Here is a 20,514-nt window from a genome sequence, read left to right as displayed (position 1 = left end):
GTCAGAAAAATGTGACCTCTTAAGGGGGCTGGCTGATTAAGAAGATAAAGGAGGAAGACTCATGGCTAAAGGATTCGCTAAAGGTCTTGTAACAGGTGTCGCAGGAACTGTCGCTGCAGTCGCAGGTGCAGTATACGCATTTAAAAAGAAAGTAATCGAACCAGAAGAGCAAAAAGCAGCTTTCATCGAAGAAAACCGTAAAAAAGCAGCTCGTCGCCGCGTATCACGTTAAGAAACAAAAGAAGTTGGGATTTATTGTCTCAACTTCTTTTTTCTATTCTTTTAAATAGCTAGGTCAAACTTCAACTGTGGCTTGACAGGGTCATAATCCACCAACTCAAAATCTTCTGCTTTGATATCAAAGAAACTAGTCCCATCAGGAACATTTAAAACCAAGCATGGTTGGCAGTTTGACGGCTCACGACGAAGCAATTCCTCTGCTTGTTCAAATTGATTATCATAGATATGGAGGTTGTTGATAAAGTAGAAGAACTTCCCAACCTTCCAGCCAAAATGCTTGGCAATCATCATTTGAAGAGCCACGTACTGCATAGCGTTGATATGGTGGGCCACTAGCATGTCGTTAGAACGCTGGGTCAAGGTCGCATCCAGATAGATTTCTCCATCTACACGGCGGACATCAAACATGGTCTGAAAGGCGCAGGGGAGCAGCCCATCTGTCTCCTCAAAAGCTTGATAATCCCAGAGAGAGATAATATTGCGGCGGTTCCAAGGGTTGACTTCCAACTGCTTGAGAAGCTTATTGATGATGTCGTGTTTCTTAACGACCGCCCCGTAACGCTCACCAATAGTTCCCGTATCTCCCACTTCCCAGTCATTCCAGTAGTGAACATTGTACTTGTCATTAAGCACGTCTAGGCTATTTGACTGGTCTTGGTAAATCCAGAGCACTTCCTTGATTGCGGATTTGATGGCAATAGGACGCAAGGTTGTGATGGGGAATTCCCCCTTTGCCAAGTCATACTCGGCAAAGGCACCAGTTACATACTTGGAGTTGGCAACTGTCCCATCCTTGTACTTGGGACGGGCCTGTTCAGAAAAGACACCATCTTTGAGGATTCGTTCAATATTCTCTTTAAAAATTGTATCTGCTTTTGTCATTTACTCTCACCTCATTTATTGTCCTAACTAGTATAGCATAAAAAAAGCTTTTCTACATGCTCAGATAATTAATAGCTTTCTTGTATTTTTCAAATCGTTCCAGATCCTTTTCAGTAATTGTAGCTAGTCTAGATAAATCTGAATTATGTTTCAAATCTGCTAATTTGACACAACGTGCTATAGGATTCGATTTAACAAGTTCCAAATATTGTTGATAATCTTGTCCCTTTTTCTTGGTAAGTACCTGCACTGCAGTAACAACAGCCTCTGGTAAACCAGCCAATATTAGTTCTTCTGCTGTATAAGGGCTATCTTCAAGAACATCGTGCAATAGAGCGACTGCCTTTTCTTCTTGCGTATCGACCAGACTTGCTACAAAAAGAGGGTGTTTGATATAAACTACTCCAGCCTTATCATATTGTCCCTCATGTGCTTTTTTTGCAATGGACAAAGCCAATTCAAACATGGATTGTTCTGACTCATTCATTTAAAATCTCCTTTCTAAAATCAAAAAGTTAAGAGTTATATGTACAATTATGATCTTGAAAAAGAGCCTGATGAATCACCAAGCTCTGCCATTTTTATTTTATTGCAATACAAGTGATGCTGCTCCAATAACTCCAGCGTCATTTCCTAGAGTTGCAAGAGCCAATTTTGTTGTTGTGCGTACTTGTGGGAAGGTATTTTCGTCGTAAACCTTTTGAACACCTTGTAGAAGGAATTCCCCTGCAGCTGACACACCACCACCGATGACGATTGTTGATGGGTTGAGGATTGAACCGATGTTGGCACAAGCGATTCCCAAGTAACGTGAGAAGTTACGGTAAACAATCAAAGCAAGGTCGTCTCCTTCTTTTGCAAGGTCAAAGACAGTCTTAGCAGTTACTTCTTCTCCGTTATCAATCAAGCGTTTCAAGGCTGCATCGCCTTCGTATTCATCCGCATAACGACGAGTCAAGTTGACAATCCCTGTTGCTGAAGCGACTGTCTCAAGGCAACCTTTCTTACCACAAGTACATGCGATTGGTTGGTCAAAATCAACAGTGATGTGGCCAAGCTCACCTGCTGCACCAGCAACACCGTGAAGCAATTTGCCTTCTGCGACGATACCGCCACCAACACCAGTACCAAGTGTCATAAAGACAACATCTGGTTGGTTATCACCAGCACCCATCCAACGCTCACCAAGAGCAGCCACGTTAGCATCGTTATCGATAAAGAATGGAATGCCCAAGGCTTTTTCAATTTTCTCTTTAATTGGTTGAAGGGTTTTCCAGTTCAAGTTGTAGGCACCAATAACAGTTCCTTTTTCACGGTCAACCACACCTGGTGACCCCATTCCAATACCTTGGAAGTCAGCTGCTGCCAATCCAAGCAAGTCCAAACGATGTTGAATAGACTCGATCATATCGTCTATAATATGACTTCCCTCATCCAAAATGTTAGTCTTGATAGACCATTTTTCTTGGATTTCTCCTGCTGTTGTCAAGATTGCAAATTTGATAGAAGTTCCACCAAGGTCAATCCCAATAATCTTTTGACTCATCATATTCTCCTTTTTCATTGTGTAGTAATTGAAAATGCTTACAGATATAGTATAACAAAATCGTTAGATTTGTGCAAAGCTTTGCATGAAAAAGTTACATCTAATAATTAATAACTATTTATCCCCTAGTTTTTGAATTGCATAATTAGCTTCTTCTTCTGTAAATTCTCCACCATAAGGCGAAACTAGCCATCTATGTATTTCCAATTTCGATATTTTATTATATTTTCTATAATCCCTTGCTTTAGCTAAGGCATTCGCCTTATAATCTGCTTGCAAATGATTGATAGCATATTGTGCAATGTCACTATTAAAACCTTCAAAAATTAACATCTCATAAATTCTTTTTTTTGACAAATGAGTCCTATTATAACCTTGTGCTTTCTTTAAAGCTGCTACATATTGATTTCCGTTTGCTGGTTTTGGTTGCCACACGCCATCGTTTCCTACATAATAACGACCACCATCTACCCATTTGTCCTTAGCCATTTTACCGTCTGATTCAACATAATAACGGCCGCCATCTACCCATTCATTCTTGGCTATCTTTCCATCCGATTTGAGATAATAACTTTCTACCCATTTGTTGCGAGCGTAGCTGCCTTCTGATGTTAGATAATAATAGGAACCATAGTTTTTATCATAAATCCAATTACTTTTAACCATCTTTCCGTCAGAATCAACATAATAACGACCACCATCTACCCATTCATTTTTGGCCATCTTACCATTTGATTTTAGATAGTAATTGCCTACCCATTTATTGCGGGCATAACTTCCTTCTCCTGTTAGATAATAGTATGAAGCGTAGTTTTTATCATAAATCCATTCATTCTTGGCCATCTTTCCATCTAATTTGAGGTAGTAATTTCCTACCCAAGTGTTACGAGCAAAACTTCCTTCTGATGTTAGATAAAAATATGAACTCGATTTCGTATCATAAAGCCATTCATTTTTAGCTCTCTTCCCGTCTGATTTGAGATAGTAATTACCGACCCAGGTGTTACGAGCATAGCTACCTTCTGCTGTTAAATAATAATGTGCAGAGTATTTCTTATCATAAATCCATTCGTTCTTGGCCATCTTACCATTTGATTTTAGATAATAATTACCGACCCAGGCATTTTGGACATAATTTCCCGATGCATTTAAATAGAAGTAGGCGTTAACCTTTTTATCAAAAATCCACTTATTAGTAACTTTAGCACCATTTTCATAGTACGAAGACCCTACCCAGCCAGACTGAACTTTAGATTTTGATTTATCCTGTTGAGGAGTTGTTTCTTTAGGTTTTTCAGTCGGTTTTGGTGCCGGCTTCGGCGCGGGTTTTGGTGCGGGTTTTGGTACTGGCTTCGGCGCAGGTTTTGGTGCGGGTTTTGTATTCTCTTTTACAATATTACCATTTTTAGACGCAGCCTTTTCTTGAGCAGATACTTTCTGAGATGAGAAAGGCAACATCCCCATTGTATCTGAAAGAGAAACAAGTGCAAGTGTAGTTGCTGCTAAACTTGTAACCAAAATTTTTTTTGATTTTCTCATAAAAATCTCCTTTTCTTATGATTTACACTTATAGTATATCATATACTTAATTTTTTTTACATTCAAATAATAACTATTTATGAAAGCCCTATTTTAAAATGAAGTGCAACACAAAAGACATGCTCATCTGATATACTAGAGTTGCGAAAAACAGTATAAAGGAAGATGAGCATGTCCACTAATTATCCTACCACAAATCAATCATACAAGCACTTATCTGAAGATGAGCGAGTAGAAATTGAAGCTTATTTAAACGTAGGACTCAAACCGGCTGAAATTGCTCATAGACTTGGGAGAAACCAACGGGACATAGCATAGATGCCTTTGTTCACACCTATAAACTCCACCCCCTTTTTGAAATTGGAAAATCCATTCTATCCTGGGTGGAAAGACAATAGGAGAACCTTCTATTTTGAACTTGGCTATAGTTCGCAAAAAAGCTGTTTGAGCTCACTCAAACAGCTTGAAAGATACTCTCTTAATCAGAGGAACAACTTTGTTGAACTTGACTTGATAATTGGTGTTAAAATAGTTATTTTAAATAATTAGTCGTCAAGATGTTGAATTGCATAATTAGCTTCTTCTTCTGTAAATTCTTCACCATAAGGCGAAACTAGTTGCTTATAAATTGCTGACTTCGATTCCTTAAACCATTTTCGAAATTTCTTTGCTTTAGCTAAGGCGTTTGATTTATAATCTGCATTCAAATGATCGATGGCATATTGTGCAGCATCACTTTGAAATTTTTCTCCATGTTTTGAAGTTAATTGCTTATATAAGCGTTTTTTAGACATATTTGCCCACGAGTTATAACTCTTTGCCTTTTCTAAAGCAGCAGAATATTCACTATTGGTTGATGATTGGGTTTCCCATAATCCATTAGCTCCTACATAGTAACGACCTCCATCAACCCATTCACTTTTAGCCATCTTACCGTTTGATTTAAGATAATAGTTCCCCACCCAAGTATTACGAGCGTAACTTCCTTCTGCTGTCAAATAGTAGTACGAAGCATAGTTCTTATCATAAATCCACTCATTCTTAGCCATCTTACCATTACCTTTAAGGTAGTATTTACCTACCCATTTACTATAGGCATAACTTCCGTCAGCGGTAATATAATAATAAGAACCATAGTTTTTATCGTAAACCCATTCACTTTTAGCCATCTTACCGTTTGATTTAAGATAGTAATTGCCTACCCAAGTATTACGAGCGTAGCTACCTTCTGATGTTAGATAGTAGTATGAACCATAGTTCTTATCATAAATCCACTCACTTTTAGCCATGTATCCGCCTGATTTAAGGTAATAGTTACCTACCCAAGCGTTTTGAACATAATTTCCTGATGCATTTAGATAGAAGTAGGAATTATATTTTTTATCAAAAATCCACTTGCTAGTGACTTTTTTACCATTTTGATAATAGGATGAACCTACCCAACCAGATTGAACTGTAGGTGTTGGTTTTTCTTGTTTTGGTGTTGAAGATACTAGACCAGCAAATTTTTCATCTTTGAGTCTAAAGACAGGCGATTCACCTCTGTATCTATGACGAAGTTTTGTCTGAGGATCGATATAAAAGGTAGCTTCATATGCTTCAAATTTATAGTCTCCATCAGGAATGGTTCCAAAGTAATTTGAAAAAGAATAGGTCTCACTCCTTGTTAAATCATAGGATCTCAATCTAACACTTGCACCAGTACTGTCTATTAAAACTTCTCCTGTTTTAGCATTAACAAGTCTCGTTCTTACAACAATATAATCTTGCTTATACTCATCGTTATCAACAAAATTTGGATTAATACTATCAGTTGAAAATTTGATAGAAACACCATTGTTGTTATCATATCCTACCAAACTTAAATCAACTTTATGGTCGACATTCCCAACTGCAATAATTCTATCAGCATGCACCGTTTGCGCTGAAAAAGGTAGAACTCCTTTTGTATCTACCAGAGAGACCAAACCTAATGTTGCAACTGCTAAGCTTGTCACTAAAACTGTTTTTGACTTCATCATCAAAAATCTCCTTTAAATTTTGATTGTTTACGGTTACATTATAACACAAATACGTATTAATATATACTAAAAGCTATTAATAGATAAAACTCATAATCCTATCACTTGCAACTCATACAAGCCTCTCACTGTATTACAGCCGTAAATAGCTTCTGCTCGGGCCAAGTCTTTTAAAGTCAAGACTTTCTCTTCTACCTGTCCTGTTTCCAGCAAGTGCTGACGGTAAATTCCTGGTAAGATTCCCAGTCGGATAGGCGGTGTGTAGAGTTTCTCATCGATTTTCAAAACCAAATTTCCTATAGAGGTTTCAAGAAGTTCTCCAGACTTATTGTGGTAAATCTTCTCTTGTTCCCCTAGGCTCAAGTGAGGTCGGTGGCTTGTTTTGAAGTAGGTAAAAGCTTGATTCAAATCCATTTCCTGCAGGCAAAGTTGAGCCCGGCAGAAGCTCGGACTAAGAGGTGTTAATACTTGGCGACTGAGTTCAATCTCTCCAGACTTGTTGAGACTGATTCGTAGACGATAATCTTGATTAGCATCACAAACTTGACACTCCACCTCTATCTTTTGTTTCAAGTTTTCTGAATCAAATGGAAAGGCAAAATACCGACTAGCTTTTCTCAGCCTTGCTATATGTTGATTCTCAAACAGCAAGCATTTCTGGCTAATTTTTCCAGTAGTAATCAGCTGAAAACGGGCTTGTTTACGATAGAGAACAGCTGCCTTTTGATGAACCTCGAGGTATTCAGATTCCCAAGTGCTATCCCAAGTAATGCCACCACCCACTCCATAGATGGCTTTTTCTTGATGCAGTTGAATGGTCCGAATAGCGACATTGAAAATTCGGCGCCCATTTGGAAGCAAGAGACCAATCGTTCCACAGTAGACTCCGCGCGGTTGTGGCTCCAAGTCCTTTATGATCTCCATAGTCGCAATTTTGGGAGCTCCCGTTATGGATCCACAAGGAAAGAGAGAACGGAAGATTTCAACAAGGTCAACATCCTCTCGCAACCGACTCTTGATGGTAGACGTCATCTGCCAAACTGTCGAATACTGTTCTACCTGACAAAGACGTTCCACGTGCTCACTCCCCACCTCAGAAATACGGTTCATGTCATTGCGCAAGAGGTCCACAATCATCATATTTTCAGAGCGATTTTTAGGATCCTGCTCCAACCAACTAGCCTGTTCAAGATCTTCTTGATCAGTCACTCCACGCTGAGTCGTTCCCTTCATTGGTCGCGTAGTCAACTCACGGCCATTTTGCTCAAAAAAGAGTTCTGGACTCATGGAAATCACTGCCATCTCATCGTGTTCCACATAGGCATTGTAGCCTGCCTCCTGCTCTACCACCATACGATTGTAGATGGCAAAAGGATTGGCACTTAAATCCTGCTTGAGTTGGACGGTATAGTTGACCTGATAGGTGTCACCCTGGCGTAAATGATGGTGAATCTGGGCAATCGCTTTTTCATATTCTGCAGCAGACGTTACTTCCTGCCAATTTGAAGGCAAATCAACCTCTTCATAAGTCAGAGGAATAGGGGATGTTTCTACCCTATCGTGAACTGTAAAATATAGTAGGTACTCTCCCAGTAAGGGAGCCTTGTGAACTGCTAATTTCTCTTCAAAAGCAGGTGCAGCCTCATAGCTGACATAACCCACCACATAATAGCCTTGCTCTTGGTAGCTTTCCACTTGTGCCAGCAAATCTGCCACTTCTGCTAAATCTCTCGTTTTTAACTCTTTGATAGGCTGGGTAAAGGTGTATCTCTCCCCCAAATCCCTAAAATCAATCACTGTTTTTCTATGCATACCTTAAGTATAGCACAAATTAAGAAAACCCTCATCCGCAAAGCAGATGAGAGATTTCGATTATTTAAAGATTGAAGTTTTAAAGCTATTTGTTTGTTGAAGAAGTTTTTTGTATAGTTTCTCTTTAAGTGTAACAGTATTATCAAATTTAACTGATCCATTCTTAAGAGTAGCTTTATCTTTTTCAACGGCTGCAGCAAATGCATTCTTCAAGTCATCATAACTACTGTATGTAGTACCATCGATTGTAACAGGGTTAAATCCTGCTTTTGCTTTATCAACAACTTCTTTGAAGTATGCTTTCTTCCAATCTTCTAGAGTATTAAATTTACCATCAGAAACTTTCTTAATGATGAAGTCATCTCCAAGAGTAGCATGACCTGCTTGTTTAGACTCATTTTTCAGCATGTTAGAAGCATAATTTAGGAAACCTTTTTCGTATCCAAAGTAACCCCACATACGGAAGGTGTTATGCTTGAATGACATTGCTCCTGGAGCCCCTTCACTTGTATTACCACCGTAAATACCTGCAGTGATAGGCACTGTTACATAGGCAGAGCCAAATCCAGTTGGGTCATAAGTACCATTACCAGGACCATGTTTGGTCATGAAGTTCTTATCTACTAGGTCGTTAACAGAAGTTAAGTTATATTCTTTTTCTTCTGCATTCAGATCACGGACCTCATCGTATTGGTTCTTCGTATTAGCTCCACGCAGTTTTTTGTCCACTTTCTTGAACCAAGCGTTGTTTAGTTCTTTGCTGCCTTTATTAAGTACAGCTTCTCCTTCAAGGTAATCAAGAAGCATTAATGTATCGTTGAAACCTTTCATGTAATGATCGATTTCAGCGCGAGAAGTAAGGTCATTTGGATTTGTGTTGTACCATTGGTTTCCATCGTTTGGACGTTCGTAGGCCATGTTCAATCCTAGTGCTTTAAAGTCACCGTTTGGACTTGTTTCAGCAGGTGATTGCAACATACCTTGTGCAAATGCTTCTAGGTCAGTACCTTCACGGTGTCTTGAACCACCTAGGTAAACCATGCGATCATTTACGTGAGTCGTTTCGTGAGTGAAGGCTGAGATACCAAAGTCACTAATCATATCAGTAACCATGAAGAAGACTGAATCATCCTTATAAGGGTTACCGTAAATACGAGCTACAGCTCCCATACGCCAGTCAGTAGCATGGTAGCGACCTGTTGGTCCGTATAATTCACGGATAGGTGCTACATCCTTACCACTATTCGTATGTCCGTATTTATCTGTGCTGATTCCTTTATAGTTTTGGTTATCTAACACAGGTGTTGGTACCATGTTGTTGCTCTTAAGCAGTTGATTACGAACTTTATCTAATGATAAACGAGACCAGAAGTCTAGGTAATTTTGTTGACCTTTAGCGACTTTATTGATTTCAGCTTTGAATGCTTCACGTTCTTCCGCAGTATTCTTACCGTATTTTTCAAATGAACTGTAAGCCATAGTATTATATGTTGAGATTAAGAACATATGTGCATCTTTTAAATTCAGAAGTGGCAGAATCATCTTACCATGCATGTCGTTGTTTAATCCCTCGTAGGCTCTGTGTTTCTTATCAGCAAATTCAGGAGTTGTTGTTTTAGGTTCAACGATATATACATTATCTTTAGTTGCTTTTATGAACCAATCGTTTAAGTCTGTGTCACTTGTGAATAGACGCATATTATAGTCTAAGAAACTGTTTAACTCGCCTATACCGATAACTCCACCGATCGTTTCACGATAAGCTTCTAAAGTTCTATCACCTTTAATGTTACTTTCTTTAGAACCAACCTTAATCAAGAAGTCTAACACACCAACATTCTTACCGTAGAAGTCAGGTTTGAATAGCATTAATTCTTTAATATTAAAGTCATCAAATTTAACTCCGTAGTATCGGTTGAGGTAAGACAAACCAAGAAGAACTGCAGCCTTATTGTCATCGATTTTCTTAATCAAGGCACGTTTTGCAGCTTCATCAGTGTTCAGTTGGTGATCTTCATTTTCTACTAACTTCGTAACGAATTGAGTAAGATTATCTTTGACGTACTTGAAGCTTTCTTCTAAATACAAATCCTTAATTGCATTGACTTTGTTGCCACCAGTTCTACCCAAGTGTTGGTAAATCGGATCAGATTGTAATTCTACTGGACTTAACTTGCTTTCGATAGCGCTGGTTAAATCTGCACGATCTTTAACAACCATGTTTGGTGTGTAAACAATATCATCTAAATCGTTAATACTATATTCACGAACTTGTTGAACCTTAGATTCTTTTTGTGTAATAGCTTTAATTTCTTTTGTCTTATCTGCGTAGTGAACCATAATATGGTCAGCATCTGTAAGGTCGGTGACAAAGTCATTTCCTTTCATCGCAGTAACAGACAAAACTTCTGTAGTTAATAATTTAGAACCAGCAGGAATCTTGTTACCTTGGTTAACAATCCATTCTTTATTATAGAATGGTTGAAGTTTTTCAATGTTTCGGTAAGCAAGCTCACGAGATGCATCGTAGTCATCAATATTTTTGTATTGATCAGCCTTACTTACAATGTTGTTCAGTTTGTCTTCAACAGGAAGTGTGCTTTCGAATTTATCAGCAGTAATTCCCATTTTAGCGATTAATTCATCCGCTTTTTCTTGACTTATGCTAGGGACTTTATTTGAGTTTTTATAAGTCTTTTTACCTTCACTTACACCCTCAACACTGTAGTTGCGCTTCGTTCTAGAGTATGTAAAGTAATCATCAGCATCAATATCAGAATGACCAAAGACCATTTCACCAGTCTTAACTTTCATCATAGTGATGTTGTCTTCTATAGCCCCTAGTGCCCAGTTAGTCCCTAACAGTCCACCAGACATAACGGCTTCTTTCAGTTCAATAGAGCCTTTTGCTACAGAGTTTCGAAGAGTACCTTCTTTACCTAAAGTATTGTTGTTGCCACCGTTTTGAGATGAATATACGATTCCGGCAGCTTTAGCTTTGTTACCTGTGATTTCAGCATCAACATAAGCTTTTTCTACAATACCTTTCCAGTTTTCACCGACTATACCTGTTAAGTAACCACCTCGATTTCCAGCAGCGTGTACTTTACCGATAAATGCAACGTTACTTAATTTTCCACTACCATCAATTTTATTGATAACACCAGATACATCATTATTACCAACAACGTTACCTGTTACTTTAATGTTCTCTACAGTCGCATTATTTTTGATAACATTCGCTAGTGGCGCAATCCTATCAGTACCTGGCATGTCGATATTTACATTTTCAAGTAGTAAATCTTTAACAGTACCACCGACAATATCACCGAATAAAGGTCTGTTCATATTGCTAATAGTAAATTTATTACCATCAGTGCTTGTTAATGTTCCTTTGAAAGCATTAGTAACATAAGATTTTCCTGCTGGTTTAACGTTCGCAGCATTGATATTGCTACCAAGCTTAAATGTGCCAGTCGGATCTTTTTGCATATCTTCAATTAATTCTTTGAAGTTGTAGTAGACATTTCCGACTTTTGCTTTTTGCTTTTCAAAGTAATGAACATACTCTTCGCTAAGTGTATTATCAGCATTACGTTGAATCAAATCAGGTGCTTTGGCAGTGACCTTATACAAGGTCTTGCCATCAACTGTGACTTCTTCAATCTTATCAACAGCCAGTCTGGTTGTTTTGTTATCATGAGTGGTTACTCGTAGATAAAGCGGAGCAAGATCAGCTGGTTTCTCTGTAAGCAAACTAGAATCTGTTTCGTTACCGTCAGCATCCACACTCATCAAGCTTGTTTCTTTGATGTTTTTAATTTCAACTTTTTTAAGGTCAATTCTTAGAGGTTCTTCTTTAAGAACTTCTTCTTGATCACCTTCACCTAAATTATAAACCATCTTCGTTTCAAGTTTATAATCCTTGTAGTACTGCAAATCTGTCAGGGTCGTTGTCAAGTCGTCTGGTGAAACATTCAAAGTTTTAACAATTTCATCACCCTTTTTCAGAGTTAAGGTAATAGATTTAATGGCTGTCTTACTTGGATTTTCCAAATTATAACGAATTTGAGATGATCGTTTCAAATCATTAACATCAACAAGTGACAAACTTAAGATTGGTTTTTCAAAGTTTTTAGTTCCTAATTTGACGATACGATCTTGGTCTAACTCCAGAACCTGTTCCACAATTTTAGGTGCTTCTTCAGTTTTTAAACCTTTGAGAGTTTTGTAAGTCTTGGTAACTTTTTTCTGCCCATCTTTTCCTTCTTGGACAGTAACTCTTTCACCCTTTTTCAGTTGGTCATCTTCTTTAAGAACTTCCTTAAATGGAATCTTTTCAAGACTTTCTTCCACCAGAGTTCCTTCAATTGGTTTTGTCCCACGGCTTATTTTTTTAGTGACTGGTTCTTTGACAACAGTAGTTGTTGTATTTAAAACTTGCTCAGTCTCAACACCTTCGAGAGTCTTATAAGTCGTTTTGGTAATTTTACTGCCCTTTTCTCCATCTTGAACTACAGTTTCTTCATCCGTATATTTGGTTGGATCCTCGATAATTTCTGTCTTATAGTCAATCTCAGTAGTAGTTTCTTTCGTAACCGCTCCCTCAGTTACTTTGTACTCAGGTAACTGTTCTTGTATAAGGGCTTGACCTGCTTTACCTTCCTCTTGGGTACCTTTTACTTCTACTTGGGCTTCTGGTAATTTTGGCTGTGTAAGAGCTTGACCTGCTTTGCCTTCCTCTTGGGTACCTTTTGCTTCAACTGGAGCCTCTGGTAGTTCTGGTTGTGTTAGAGCTTGACCTGCTTTGTCTGCCTCTTGGGTTCCTTTTGCTTCAACTGGAGCCTCTGGTAGTTCTGGTTGTGTTAGAGCTTGACCTTCTTTGCCTGCCTCTTGGGTTCCTTTTGCTTCAACTGGAGCCTCTGGTAAGGTTGGTTGCGTTAAGGCTTGACCTTCTTTGCCTGCCTCTTGCGTTCCTTTAGCTACCTGATGCGTTGGTTCAGCTTGTGGTACTGGAGTTGGGGCAGGTTGCTCTTCTTTCTTAGTTCCGACTGCAATGACTTGCGAAACAGGATTTTGAACCACTTGGTCTTCGATGACTTCTCTAACTTCTTGACCATTAACCATCGATACTTTGGTTACAATGCGACGCTGACCATTTACTCCAGCTGTGACGATACGAGTCTGTCCTTCTGCTAGATTCGCATCTGGACTTGTGATTGTTTCAAAAGGAATCTCCACCAAGCTCTCTTCCAGTCTTGTCTGATGTTTCTCAGAAACTGGTGTTTCTTGAACTACTTCTGTCTTCTCGATTTCATTTGCACTTTGCTTTTCTACTGGCAACTGAGGCTTCTCAGCTGAAGCTGGTCTTGATGGGTGAAGTTCTGCTTCCTTGAAGTAACCAATATATTCATAGCCATCAATGTGGATAATCCCTTCAGCCAAACCTTCATGTGTAGAAGCCGAAATAGTTTGGTTATAAGAAAGCAATTCTTTATTTTCAAACGCAAATGTGGTGAAAGGAACAAAGTTGCTTGCACCAATCGAACTAATTAATAAGACACCAAGCACCTTACCACGATGTTTTTTAGAGATTAATAAAACAGCCAAAGAAGCCGTAGCCAACCCTATACCAGCCAAGGCTAATTCTTTACTCCCTGTATAAGGAAGTTCTTGGTAGGTACTAGCTTTCTTTCGATACACTGCATAGATAATATCATCCTCTTGAAACTCCGAAGGGACTTCATGGTGAATTAAGGCTTTTTCAGACTCGGTCAATTCCTGCTCCGCCAAATAACGGTAATGAACACTATGAGCACCACCGACTTCATTGGCGTGCACCTTATCTACTGAAAGGGTACTGGCTCCAAAAAGGAAGGCCCCAATGACTACAGGACCTACCCCAACAGTTAGCTTACGAATCGAATATTTGGTGATTTTTTCTAGTTGTTGTTTTGTTTTTTTCATTCTCACGACTTTCTGATAGAATCTTGTGGATAATGCGCACGCGCACCTCCAATTAATTTGGGACGACTAGCAAGAGCCGTTACATGGGCATGCCCAATTTCTCTCAAAAGAGGGCGAATCGGAACCTGAACATGCTTGATATGCATACCAATTGCAGTGTCTCCGATATCCAATCCAGCATGAGCCTTGATAAATTCAACCTCAACTGGATCTTGCATAAACTTGAAGGCTGCCAACTGACCTGAACCTCCTGCATGAAGGGTAGGAAGGACACTGACGATTTCCAGACCAAACTGCTCTGCCACCTGACGTTCAACGACGAGGGCCCGATTGACATGTTCACAACCTTGAACAGCTAGATGAATTCCTTTTTCCTCTAAGATATCTAGGATGGTCTTCACAATGATTTCCCCAATTTCTTGGCTAGATTCCTTGCCAATCTGACCACCTATCACCTCACTAGAAGAAAGGCCCAAAACAAAGATAGATCCTTGCTTCAAATTGGCCTTTTCTAATACATCTTTTACAATCTGGCTTGTTTCTCTTCGAATGTCTTTTTCCTTCATACTTGATACCTCTTTTGTCATTATCTATCATATCGTTTTTTCTACTTTTTAGCAAGATAGACAACCTAGAAAGCTTGCCTAATTACGCATAAAACTCCCAGAATGAACTGGGAGTTAGCTAGTTTCTATTCTATTTATGTATATTTCAACTGTCGTGCCTTTTAAAAGAGTAGAATCAATCTTCATTTGGTAATGTTCTCCAAAATAAAGTTTGAGCCGTTGGTCAACATTTTGAAGACCAACTCCCCCACGTTTGAGCTGACTTTGACTACTATAGCTAACATTTTGGAAGCCTACTCCATCATCCTCAATACGGATGACCAATCCTGAATTCTGTTTCTGGACAGAGACTCTAATATGACCCTGACCTTCTTTCTCCTTGATGCCATGGTAAAGAGCATTCTCTACAAGAGGTTGTAGGACCAGCTTTGGCAAGACTAGCTTATCAAAGGCAGGATTTTCATTAATTTCGTATTCCAGCTTATCTCCATAACGTTGTTTCTGGATAAAGAGATACTGGCGGACATGATTGATTTCGTCAGACAGGCAAATCAAATCCTTGCCTTGATTGAGCGCCAAGCGGAAATAGGTCGCCAAGGACTTAGTCACCTGAACCACTCGCTGACTATCCTGAAATTCAGCCATCCAAATGATGGTGTCCAATGTATTATAGAGGAAATGCGGATTAATCTGGCTCGATAGGGCTTGAAGTTGGTACTGACGGGTCGTCTCTTCCTGCCTGCGAATATCCGTCATCAGCTGATCAATCTGATCCAACATGGCATTGAACTGACGAGTCACTTCTCTCAGTTCATGGGCACCAGTTTCCTTCGCACGAAGATTCTGATTACCAGAAGCAATCTCCAGCATGGTTTCTCTCAAGTCATTCAGAGGAGCAATCCAGCGTTTAAGACTAAGCCACACCAAGCAGAGACAGGCAAGAAGAGATGTGACACTGGCTCCAAGCAAGGTCCACATGAGTTGACTCCGAACCTGGTCTAACTTCTCCAACGAAGACACACCAAGCACCGTCCAATCAGTTCCAGCAATCCTTTCCTGACTGACGTAGGATTTGTGATCTGGAGTATAGCCCTGCCCTGTCTCAATGTAGGGTTTCATAGCCTCCATTTCGCTAGACGAACTATAAACTGTGTGTTGAGGATGATAAACAAATTCATGGTTTTCATTGATGATAAAGGCAAAGCCCTGCTGCCCCAACTGGAGTTGATTTAGATAGGCTTCCAGAGTTTCATAAGAAATATCCAAACGAAGTACACCCAGATTGGCTCCCTTTGCATCAACAAGTTCTTGAGTGATAGAAATAACCCACTGACTATCTGATTTACGAGCTGGGGTCAAAACTGGCATGGCTCCCTGATGAATAGCCTTTTGGTACCAATCCTCAGCCATCATATCAGAGGAGGTTTTCATCTGCACACTATCATCCGTAGAAATGACCTGACCGGATTTAGTCACCAGCACAACAGTTTTCAAGTCCTTGTCTGCCTTCAAGATAGTCAAAAATAGATCTCGAATTCCCTTGACCTTGTCTTGACTGGGATTCTCCGCATAGGCTAGGACATCCGTCTGCTGGGTCAAACTGGTAGAGGTGGTTTCTAATTTTTTGATATAAGACTGAATAAAGTGGCTAGTCTGACTGATAGTCGTTTGGCTATTGCCCTCAATAGTAGCCTCAATGGCTGATGAACTAGATTGATAGTAGAAAGTCCCGACCAGAGCTAGGAGAATGAGAAAGACCAGAAAGATGGAAATAACCATTCTGACTAGGAGAGAAGAACGCTTCATCGGCCTTCTCCCTTCTTAAACTGACGAGGTGTCACACCTGCAATCTGTTTAAAACGTTGGGTAAAGTAGTTCATATCTTCAAAACCAACTTTCTCTGCGATCTCATAAATCTTCAGATCTGTAGTTAAAAGCAAGAGCTTGGCTTGTTTGACACGTTCTCTCACCAGGTAATCCTGAAAAGGTAGTCCCAACTCTTTCTTAATCAAAGAACTCAGATAAGTCGGACTAAAGCCCAAGTCACTGGCCAAAGACTTTAAACTAAACTGGCTATCAGCCAGATGGGACTGGATTTTCTGGGCCATATTTCCCTCAAACTTATCGGTCAATAAATCTTGTAATTGCTCTTCCTTTTCTTCCTTATCCAACTTTTGCTTGATTTTCCCCAACATTTCCTCAATATCCTGACGAGAAAAGGGCTTGAGCAGGTAATCGTCCACACCTAGTTTGACAGCAGACAAAGCATAATCAAAATCATCGTAACCTGTTAAAAAGACCAAATGCACCTGAGGATAGGTTTCTCGGACCAGACTGGCTAACTGGATGCCATTTAGCTGAGGCATGTTGATATCGGTTAGAATGATATCTGGCACCTGTTTTTGGATTAAGTCCCAAGCCTGCCTTCCATTTTCAGCCTGACCGATGATTTCCATATCGTAGGCTGCTACATTGACCAGCTTGGTCAAGCCTTGTCTTACCAGATATTCATCTTCTACGATTAAGATTGTATAGGTCATGCTTCTCTCCTTTGTCACTTACTAGTATCAGTATAGCAAAATTCTCCTCTAACTGCTTAGGAAAGCCCTCTTAATCAACATAATCTAGTAAATAAGCGTAGCCTTTTTCTTCCATTTGGTCTTTGGAAATAAAGCGGATGGAAAGACTATTGATACAGTAGCGCAAGCCACCCTTATCCTGAGGTCCATCCGTAAAGACATGGCCAAGGTGAGAATCTCCAACTCGGCTTCGCACTTCCATACGCGTCATATTGTAAGACTTATCTTCCTTGTAGGTGGCAACATCTGGACTGATGGGTTGGGTAAAACTAGGCCAACCACAACCAGACTCAAACTTGTCCTTTGATGAAAAGAGGGGTTCGCCAGTTGCCACATCCACATAGATACCAGATTCAAATTTATCCCAGTAGCGGTTTGAGAAAGCCCGTTCTGTTTGATTTTTCTGAGTAATTGCATACTCCTCAGGTGACAAGGTCTTTTTCAATTCTTCATCGCTTGGTTTGGGGTATTTGCTGGCATCGATGACGGGATAGGCTGCCTGATTGACATTGATATGGCAGTAGCCATTTGGATTTTTCTTGAGGTAGTCTTGGTGGTAATCCTCTGCCACTACAAAATTCTTCAAGGTTTCCTTTTCAACTGCTAGAGGTTGGTCGTATTTATTAGCCACCTCATCAAAGACTTGGTTGATTACCTCTAAATCCTTGTCATCTGTGTAATAAACACCAGTACGGTACTGGGTTCCCACATCATTCCCTTGTTTATTTTTGCTGGTTGGATTGATAATGCGGAAATAATGAAGCAGGATTTCCTTGAGGGAAATTTGCTTGGCATCATAGGTGACATGAACAGTCTCCGCATGACCTGTTTGGTTAATCAATTCGTACTTGGTTGTTTCCCCTCTACCATTTGCATAGCCTGAAACAGCATCCGTTACTCCGGGAACGCGTGAGAAGTATTCCTCCACTCCCCAGAAACATCCTCCAGCTAGATAAATTTCATGCAAGTCTGCATCTTTACTAATTTCTGTTTTTTTCACTGTTTTTCCTCCTTGGCTAACTGATGCTTTCTCAATTTGCGAGCTATCTGTCTGCCCTGCATTTCGCATCAATAGAAAATAGAAACCGCTTATGGCTAGGAAAAAGATTCCTGCCAAAACAAACAATTTTACTTTATCATTCATGGCCTTTCTCTACCCCATTTCTTTCAATGTTTTTAAAATCATATCCTTATCCATAAAACCAGGTTGCGTTTTGACTAGCTTACCTTCCTTGTCTATAAAGGCTTGAGTTGGGTAAGAACGAACACCATAACTTTCCAAAAGTTTGCCTGACGGATCAATTAGAACTGGGAAATTTTTATAATCCAAGCCCTTGTACCAGTTCTTAAAGTCTGCTTCAGCTTGTTCCCCCTTGTGTCCAGGAGACACCACTGTCAAGACCACATAGTCATCACCAGCATCCTTAGCAATTTCATCGGTATCTGGAAGACTGGCTAGACAGATAGAACACCAAGAAGCCCAGAATTTGAGATAGACTTTCTTGCCCTTGTAATCAGACAAGCGGTAGGTCTTGCCATCTACTCCTGTCAGTTCAAAATCAGCAACCGCCTGACCTTTAGTCGCAGTTTGTGAACTGACTTGTTCTGTTTTTGTTTGCTCCTTCATAGTAGATTCATCTGACATATTTTTAGTCGAACAGGCTGCCAAGCAACAGATTGAGCCGACTCCAAGGAGACATGTTTGCCATTTTTTCATTTCTTTTTCCTCTCTATTCAAATAATGTAGTCAAAATGGAAGCATTTCCCAAAAGAACCAAAATTCCCATCACGATAATGAGGAAGCCACCTACTTTTTTGAGAGTTCCAAGGTAGGGATGAAGTTTTCGGAAATGTTTCAAAACATAGCTGGAGGCTAGAGCTAGAACCAAAAATGGTAGTGCCAAACCCAGCGTGTAAACCAACATGAGAGCAGCCCCCTGCCAAGCACCTGAGCCACCTGAAGCCGCCAAGGCTAAAACAGAGCCCAGAACCGGTCCCACACAAGGCGTCCAAGCAAAGCTAAAGGTCAACCCTAGTAAAAATGCCTGACTATAACCGTTCCCCTTTTGCTCCTGTCTCTTTAATTGTAGCCTTCTTTCCTTGTAGAGCCCCTGAAAATGTAAGACTTCCATCTGGTGTAATCCCAAGAGAATGATAACCGCACCCGTCACATACTGAAACCAAGAGGCATACAAAAGGTCTCCTAAAAAACCAGCACCATATCCCAGTAAGATAAAGATAAAAGAAATCCCCGCTATAAAAGCCAAAGTTCTCAATAAACTAATAAGTGAGATTGAAAATTTGCCACTAGAAGCCTGAGCACCATCTTTGTCATCCAACAAGACCCCTGCATAGACCGGTAACAAGGGTAAAATACAAGGAGAAAAGAAGGAAAGAATTCCAGCAAGAAAAACACTGATAAAAAAGATAATAGTATCCATTGCCTTCCTCCATTCTTTGATTTGATAGGACTATTATAGCTCCAAAAATCAAGAAAAAATAGGGACAATGATAGGGTAAAATAGGAATTTAATCAGGTTATGTAAAAAATATTGCAAAAAAAGCCAGACACAGTCTGACTTTGATAGAAACAGAAAAGAAAATTCACTACTCTTCCCTACTTATCTGATAATAAATTAAGTCCGCCAGATATCCTTTTCTCTCTACACCATCGACAATGGTTTTTAGATAGGACATTCCAGCCTTCTCCATGACACGACCTGAAGCTGGATTAAGATTGGCATATCGTGCTCTGACCTTTTTAAAACCTGCTTGAGTAAAACAAAAATCCAAGACAGCTTTCAAGGCCTCTGTCATCATACCATGACCCCAATAAGCCTTGCCTAGCACATATCCAATTTCACAAGAAGAATCGTTCTCATCTATTGCAACGATGCTGATATCTCCTATTACCTGCTCTGGGTTTTCTTTGAGACAAATGGCCCATTTGTAATAATTGAGATTAGCATAGGATGAAACCCATTTTCGAATCGAGTTCCGAGTAACCTCGACATCAGGATGGGGATTCCAAGTGACGTAGGTTAGATTCTCATCAGATGAAGCCCAATTCTGAAACATAGCTTCTGCATCACTTTCCACAAATCTTCGCAAGATTAAACGATCTGTGTGTAATATTTGCGTACCGATTGCTTTCATGACGCTACCTCGCTTTCTGATAAATGATTCTCTGCCCAACCTCAATTTAGATTTACTTTGCTTTTTAATTTCAAGGTAATAAGCTAAAAAGGTTTCTCGGACCTTCTTCGCTTACCTGTTTCCATGCTCAGGGTAAAAAGACTAAACTCAGTAACAACTAAAAAACAAGTTTTTCATCTAGTTCCTTGACGCAGTCGCTGTCTGGT

15 protein-coding genes and 1 pseudogene are annotated in these 20,514 nt (G+C 39.8%); 2 read left to right on the top strand and 14 right to left on the bottom strand.

Going from position 1 to position 20,514, the window contains the following annotated elements:
* The first annotated feature begins 61 nt into the window (after window positions 1-61).
* Window positions 62-232 carry a DUF3042 family protein gene (locus D8849_RS05555; RefSeq protein ID WP_001051780.1) on the top strand — a complete coding sequence of 57 codons (171 nt, stop codon included), beginning with the start codon at window positions 62-64 and terminating at the stop codon, window positions 230-232.
* Window positions 233-282: 50 nt separating this feature from the next.
* Here the strand turns inward: D8849_RS05555 and D8849_RS05550 are convergent, their stop codons facing one another.
* The 4 genes from D8849_RS05550 to D8849_RS05535 form a co-directional block, all read right to left on the bottom strand.
* Window positions 283-1,122: a thymidylate synthase gene (locus D8849_RS05550; RefSeq protein ID WP_125386452.1), complete on the bottom strand. Its 840-nt coding sequence runs from the start codon at window positions 1,120-1,122 to the stop codon at window positions 283-285.
* Between the two features lie 52 nt (window positions 1,123-1,174).
* A complete protein-coding gene (locus tag D8849_RS05545) occupies window positions 1,175-1,609 on the bottom strand; it encodes an HD domain-containing protein (protein ID WP_125386451.1) in 435 nt (144 codons plus the stop codon).
* A 99-nt stretch (window positions 1,610-1,708) separates the two neighbouring features.
* The gene (locus tag D8849_RS05540) at window positions 1,709-2,668 is read right to left on the bottom strand and encodes an ROK family glucokinase (RefSeq protein WP_125386450.1); all 960 of its coding nucleotides are present in this window, start codon (window positions 2,666-2,668) and stop codon (window positions 1,709-1,711) included.
* Window positions 2,669-2,782: 114 nt separating this feature from the next.
* Window positions 2,783-4,207, bottom strand: coding sequence for an Ltp family lipoprotein (locus D8849_RS05535; protein ID WP_125386449.1), 1,425 nt, complete (start codon window positions 4,205-4,207; stop codon window positions 2,783-2,785).
* A gap of 165 nt (window positions 4,208-4,372) precedes the next feature.
* Between D8849_RS05535 and D8849_RS05530 the strand changes: the two are divergent.
* Window positions 4,373-4,519 (top strand): annotated as a pseudogene (locus tag D8849_RS05530) (helix-turn-helix domain-containing protein); the annotation flags it as partial.
* A gap of 233 nt (window positions 4,520-4,752) precedes the next feature.
* Here the strand turns inward: D8849_RS05530 and D8849_RS10540 are convergent.
* The 10 genes from D8849_RS10540 to D8849_RS05475 form a co-directional block, all read right to left on the bottom strand.
* Entirely contained in the window at window positions 4,753-6,228 is a 1,476-nt protein-coding gene (locus D8849_RS10540; RefSeq protein WP_419991696.1) for an Ltp family lipoprotein, read from the bottom strand.
* A gap of 90 nt (window positions 6,229-6,318) precedes the next feature.
* Window positions 6,319-8,040 (bottom strand): aminodeoxychorismate synthase component I, encoded by a 1,722-nt coding sequence (gene pabB, locus D8849_RS05515; protein ID WP_125386448.1) that lies wholly within the window; start codon window positions 8,038-8,040, stop codon window positions 6,319-6,321.
* A 60-nt stretch (window positions 8,041-8,100) separates the two neighbouring features.
* Window positions 8,101-14,007, bottom strand: a complete 5,907-nt coding sequence (locus D8849_RS05510) for a ZmpA/ZmpB/ZmpC family metallo-endopeptidase (protein WP_125386447.1) — start codon at window positions 14,005-14,007, stop codon at window positions 8,101-8,103.
* Window positions 14,008-14,009: 2 nt separating this feature from the next.
* Entirely contained in the window at window positions 14,010-14,573 is a 564-nt protein-coding gene (locus tag D8849_RS05505; protein WP_185756215.1) for a TIGR01440 family protein, read from the bottom strand.
* 114 nt (window positions 14,574-14,687) lie between these two features.
* On the bottom strand, window positions 14,688-16,379 hold the full coding sequence (locus D8849_RS05500; RefSeq protein ID WP_125386445.1) for a cache domain-containing sensor histidine kinase: 1,692 nt from the start codon (window positions 16,377-16,379) through the stop codon (window positions 14,688-14,690).
* Window positions 16,376-17,113, bottom strand: a complete 738-nt coding sequence (locus tag D8849_RS05495; RefSeq protein ID WP_049539829.1) for a response regulator transcription factor — start codon at window positions 17,111-17,113, stop codon at window positions 16,376-16,378. The genes D8849_RS05500 and D8849_RS05495 overlap by 4 nt, the downstream gene beginning before the upstream one ends.
* 70 nt (window positions 17,114-17,183) lie before the next feature.
* Window positions 17,184-18,296, bottom strand: a complete 1,113-nt coding sequence (gene msrB, locus D8849_RS05490; protein WP_125386444.1) for a peptide-methionine (R)-S-oxide reductase MsrB — start codon at window positions 18,294-18,296, stop codon at window positions 17,184-17,186.
* A 9-nt stretch (window positions 18,297-18,305) separates the two neighbouring features.
* Window positions 18,306-18,869: a redoxin family protein gene (locus D8849_RS05485; RefSeq protein WP_125386443.1), complete on the bottom strand. Its 564-nt coding sequence runs from the start codon at window positions 18,867-18,869 to the stop codon at window positions 18,306-18,308.
* A gap of 13 nt (window positions 18,870-18,882) precedes the next feature.
* A complete protein-coding gene (ccdA2, locus tag D8849_RS05480; RefSeq protein ID WP_125386442.1) occupies window positions 18,883-19,593 on the bottom strand; it encodes a thiol-disulfide oxidoreductase-associated membrane protein CcdA2 in 711 nt (236 codons plus the stop codon).
* A 166-nt stretch (window positions 19,594-19,759) separates the two neighbouring features.
* Window positions 19,760-20,308, bottom strand: coding sequence for a GNAT family N-acetyltransferase (locus D8849_RS05475; protein ID WP_125386441.1), 549 nt, complete (start codon window positions 20,306-20,308; stop codon window positions 19,760-19,762).
* Between the last annotated feature and the right edge of the window lie 206 nt (window positions 20,309-20,514).

The sequence above is a fragment of the Streptococcus mitis genome, assembly GCF_003942765.1.
GTDB lineage: Bacteria > Bacillota > Bacilli > Lactobacillales > Streptococcaceae > Streptococcus > Streptococcus mitis_BE.
Note: the sequence above shows the minus strand (reverse complement) of the source record. Positions and strands in the feature narration are given on the sequence as shown.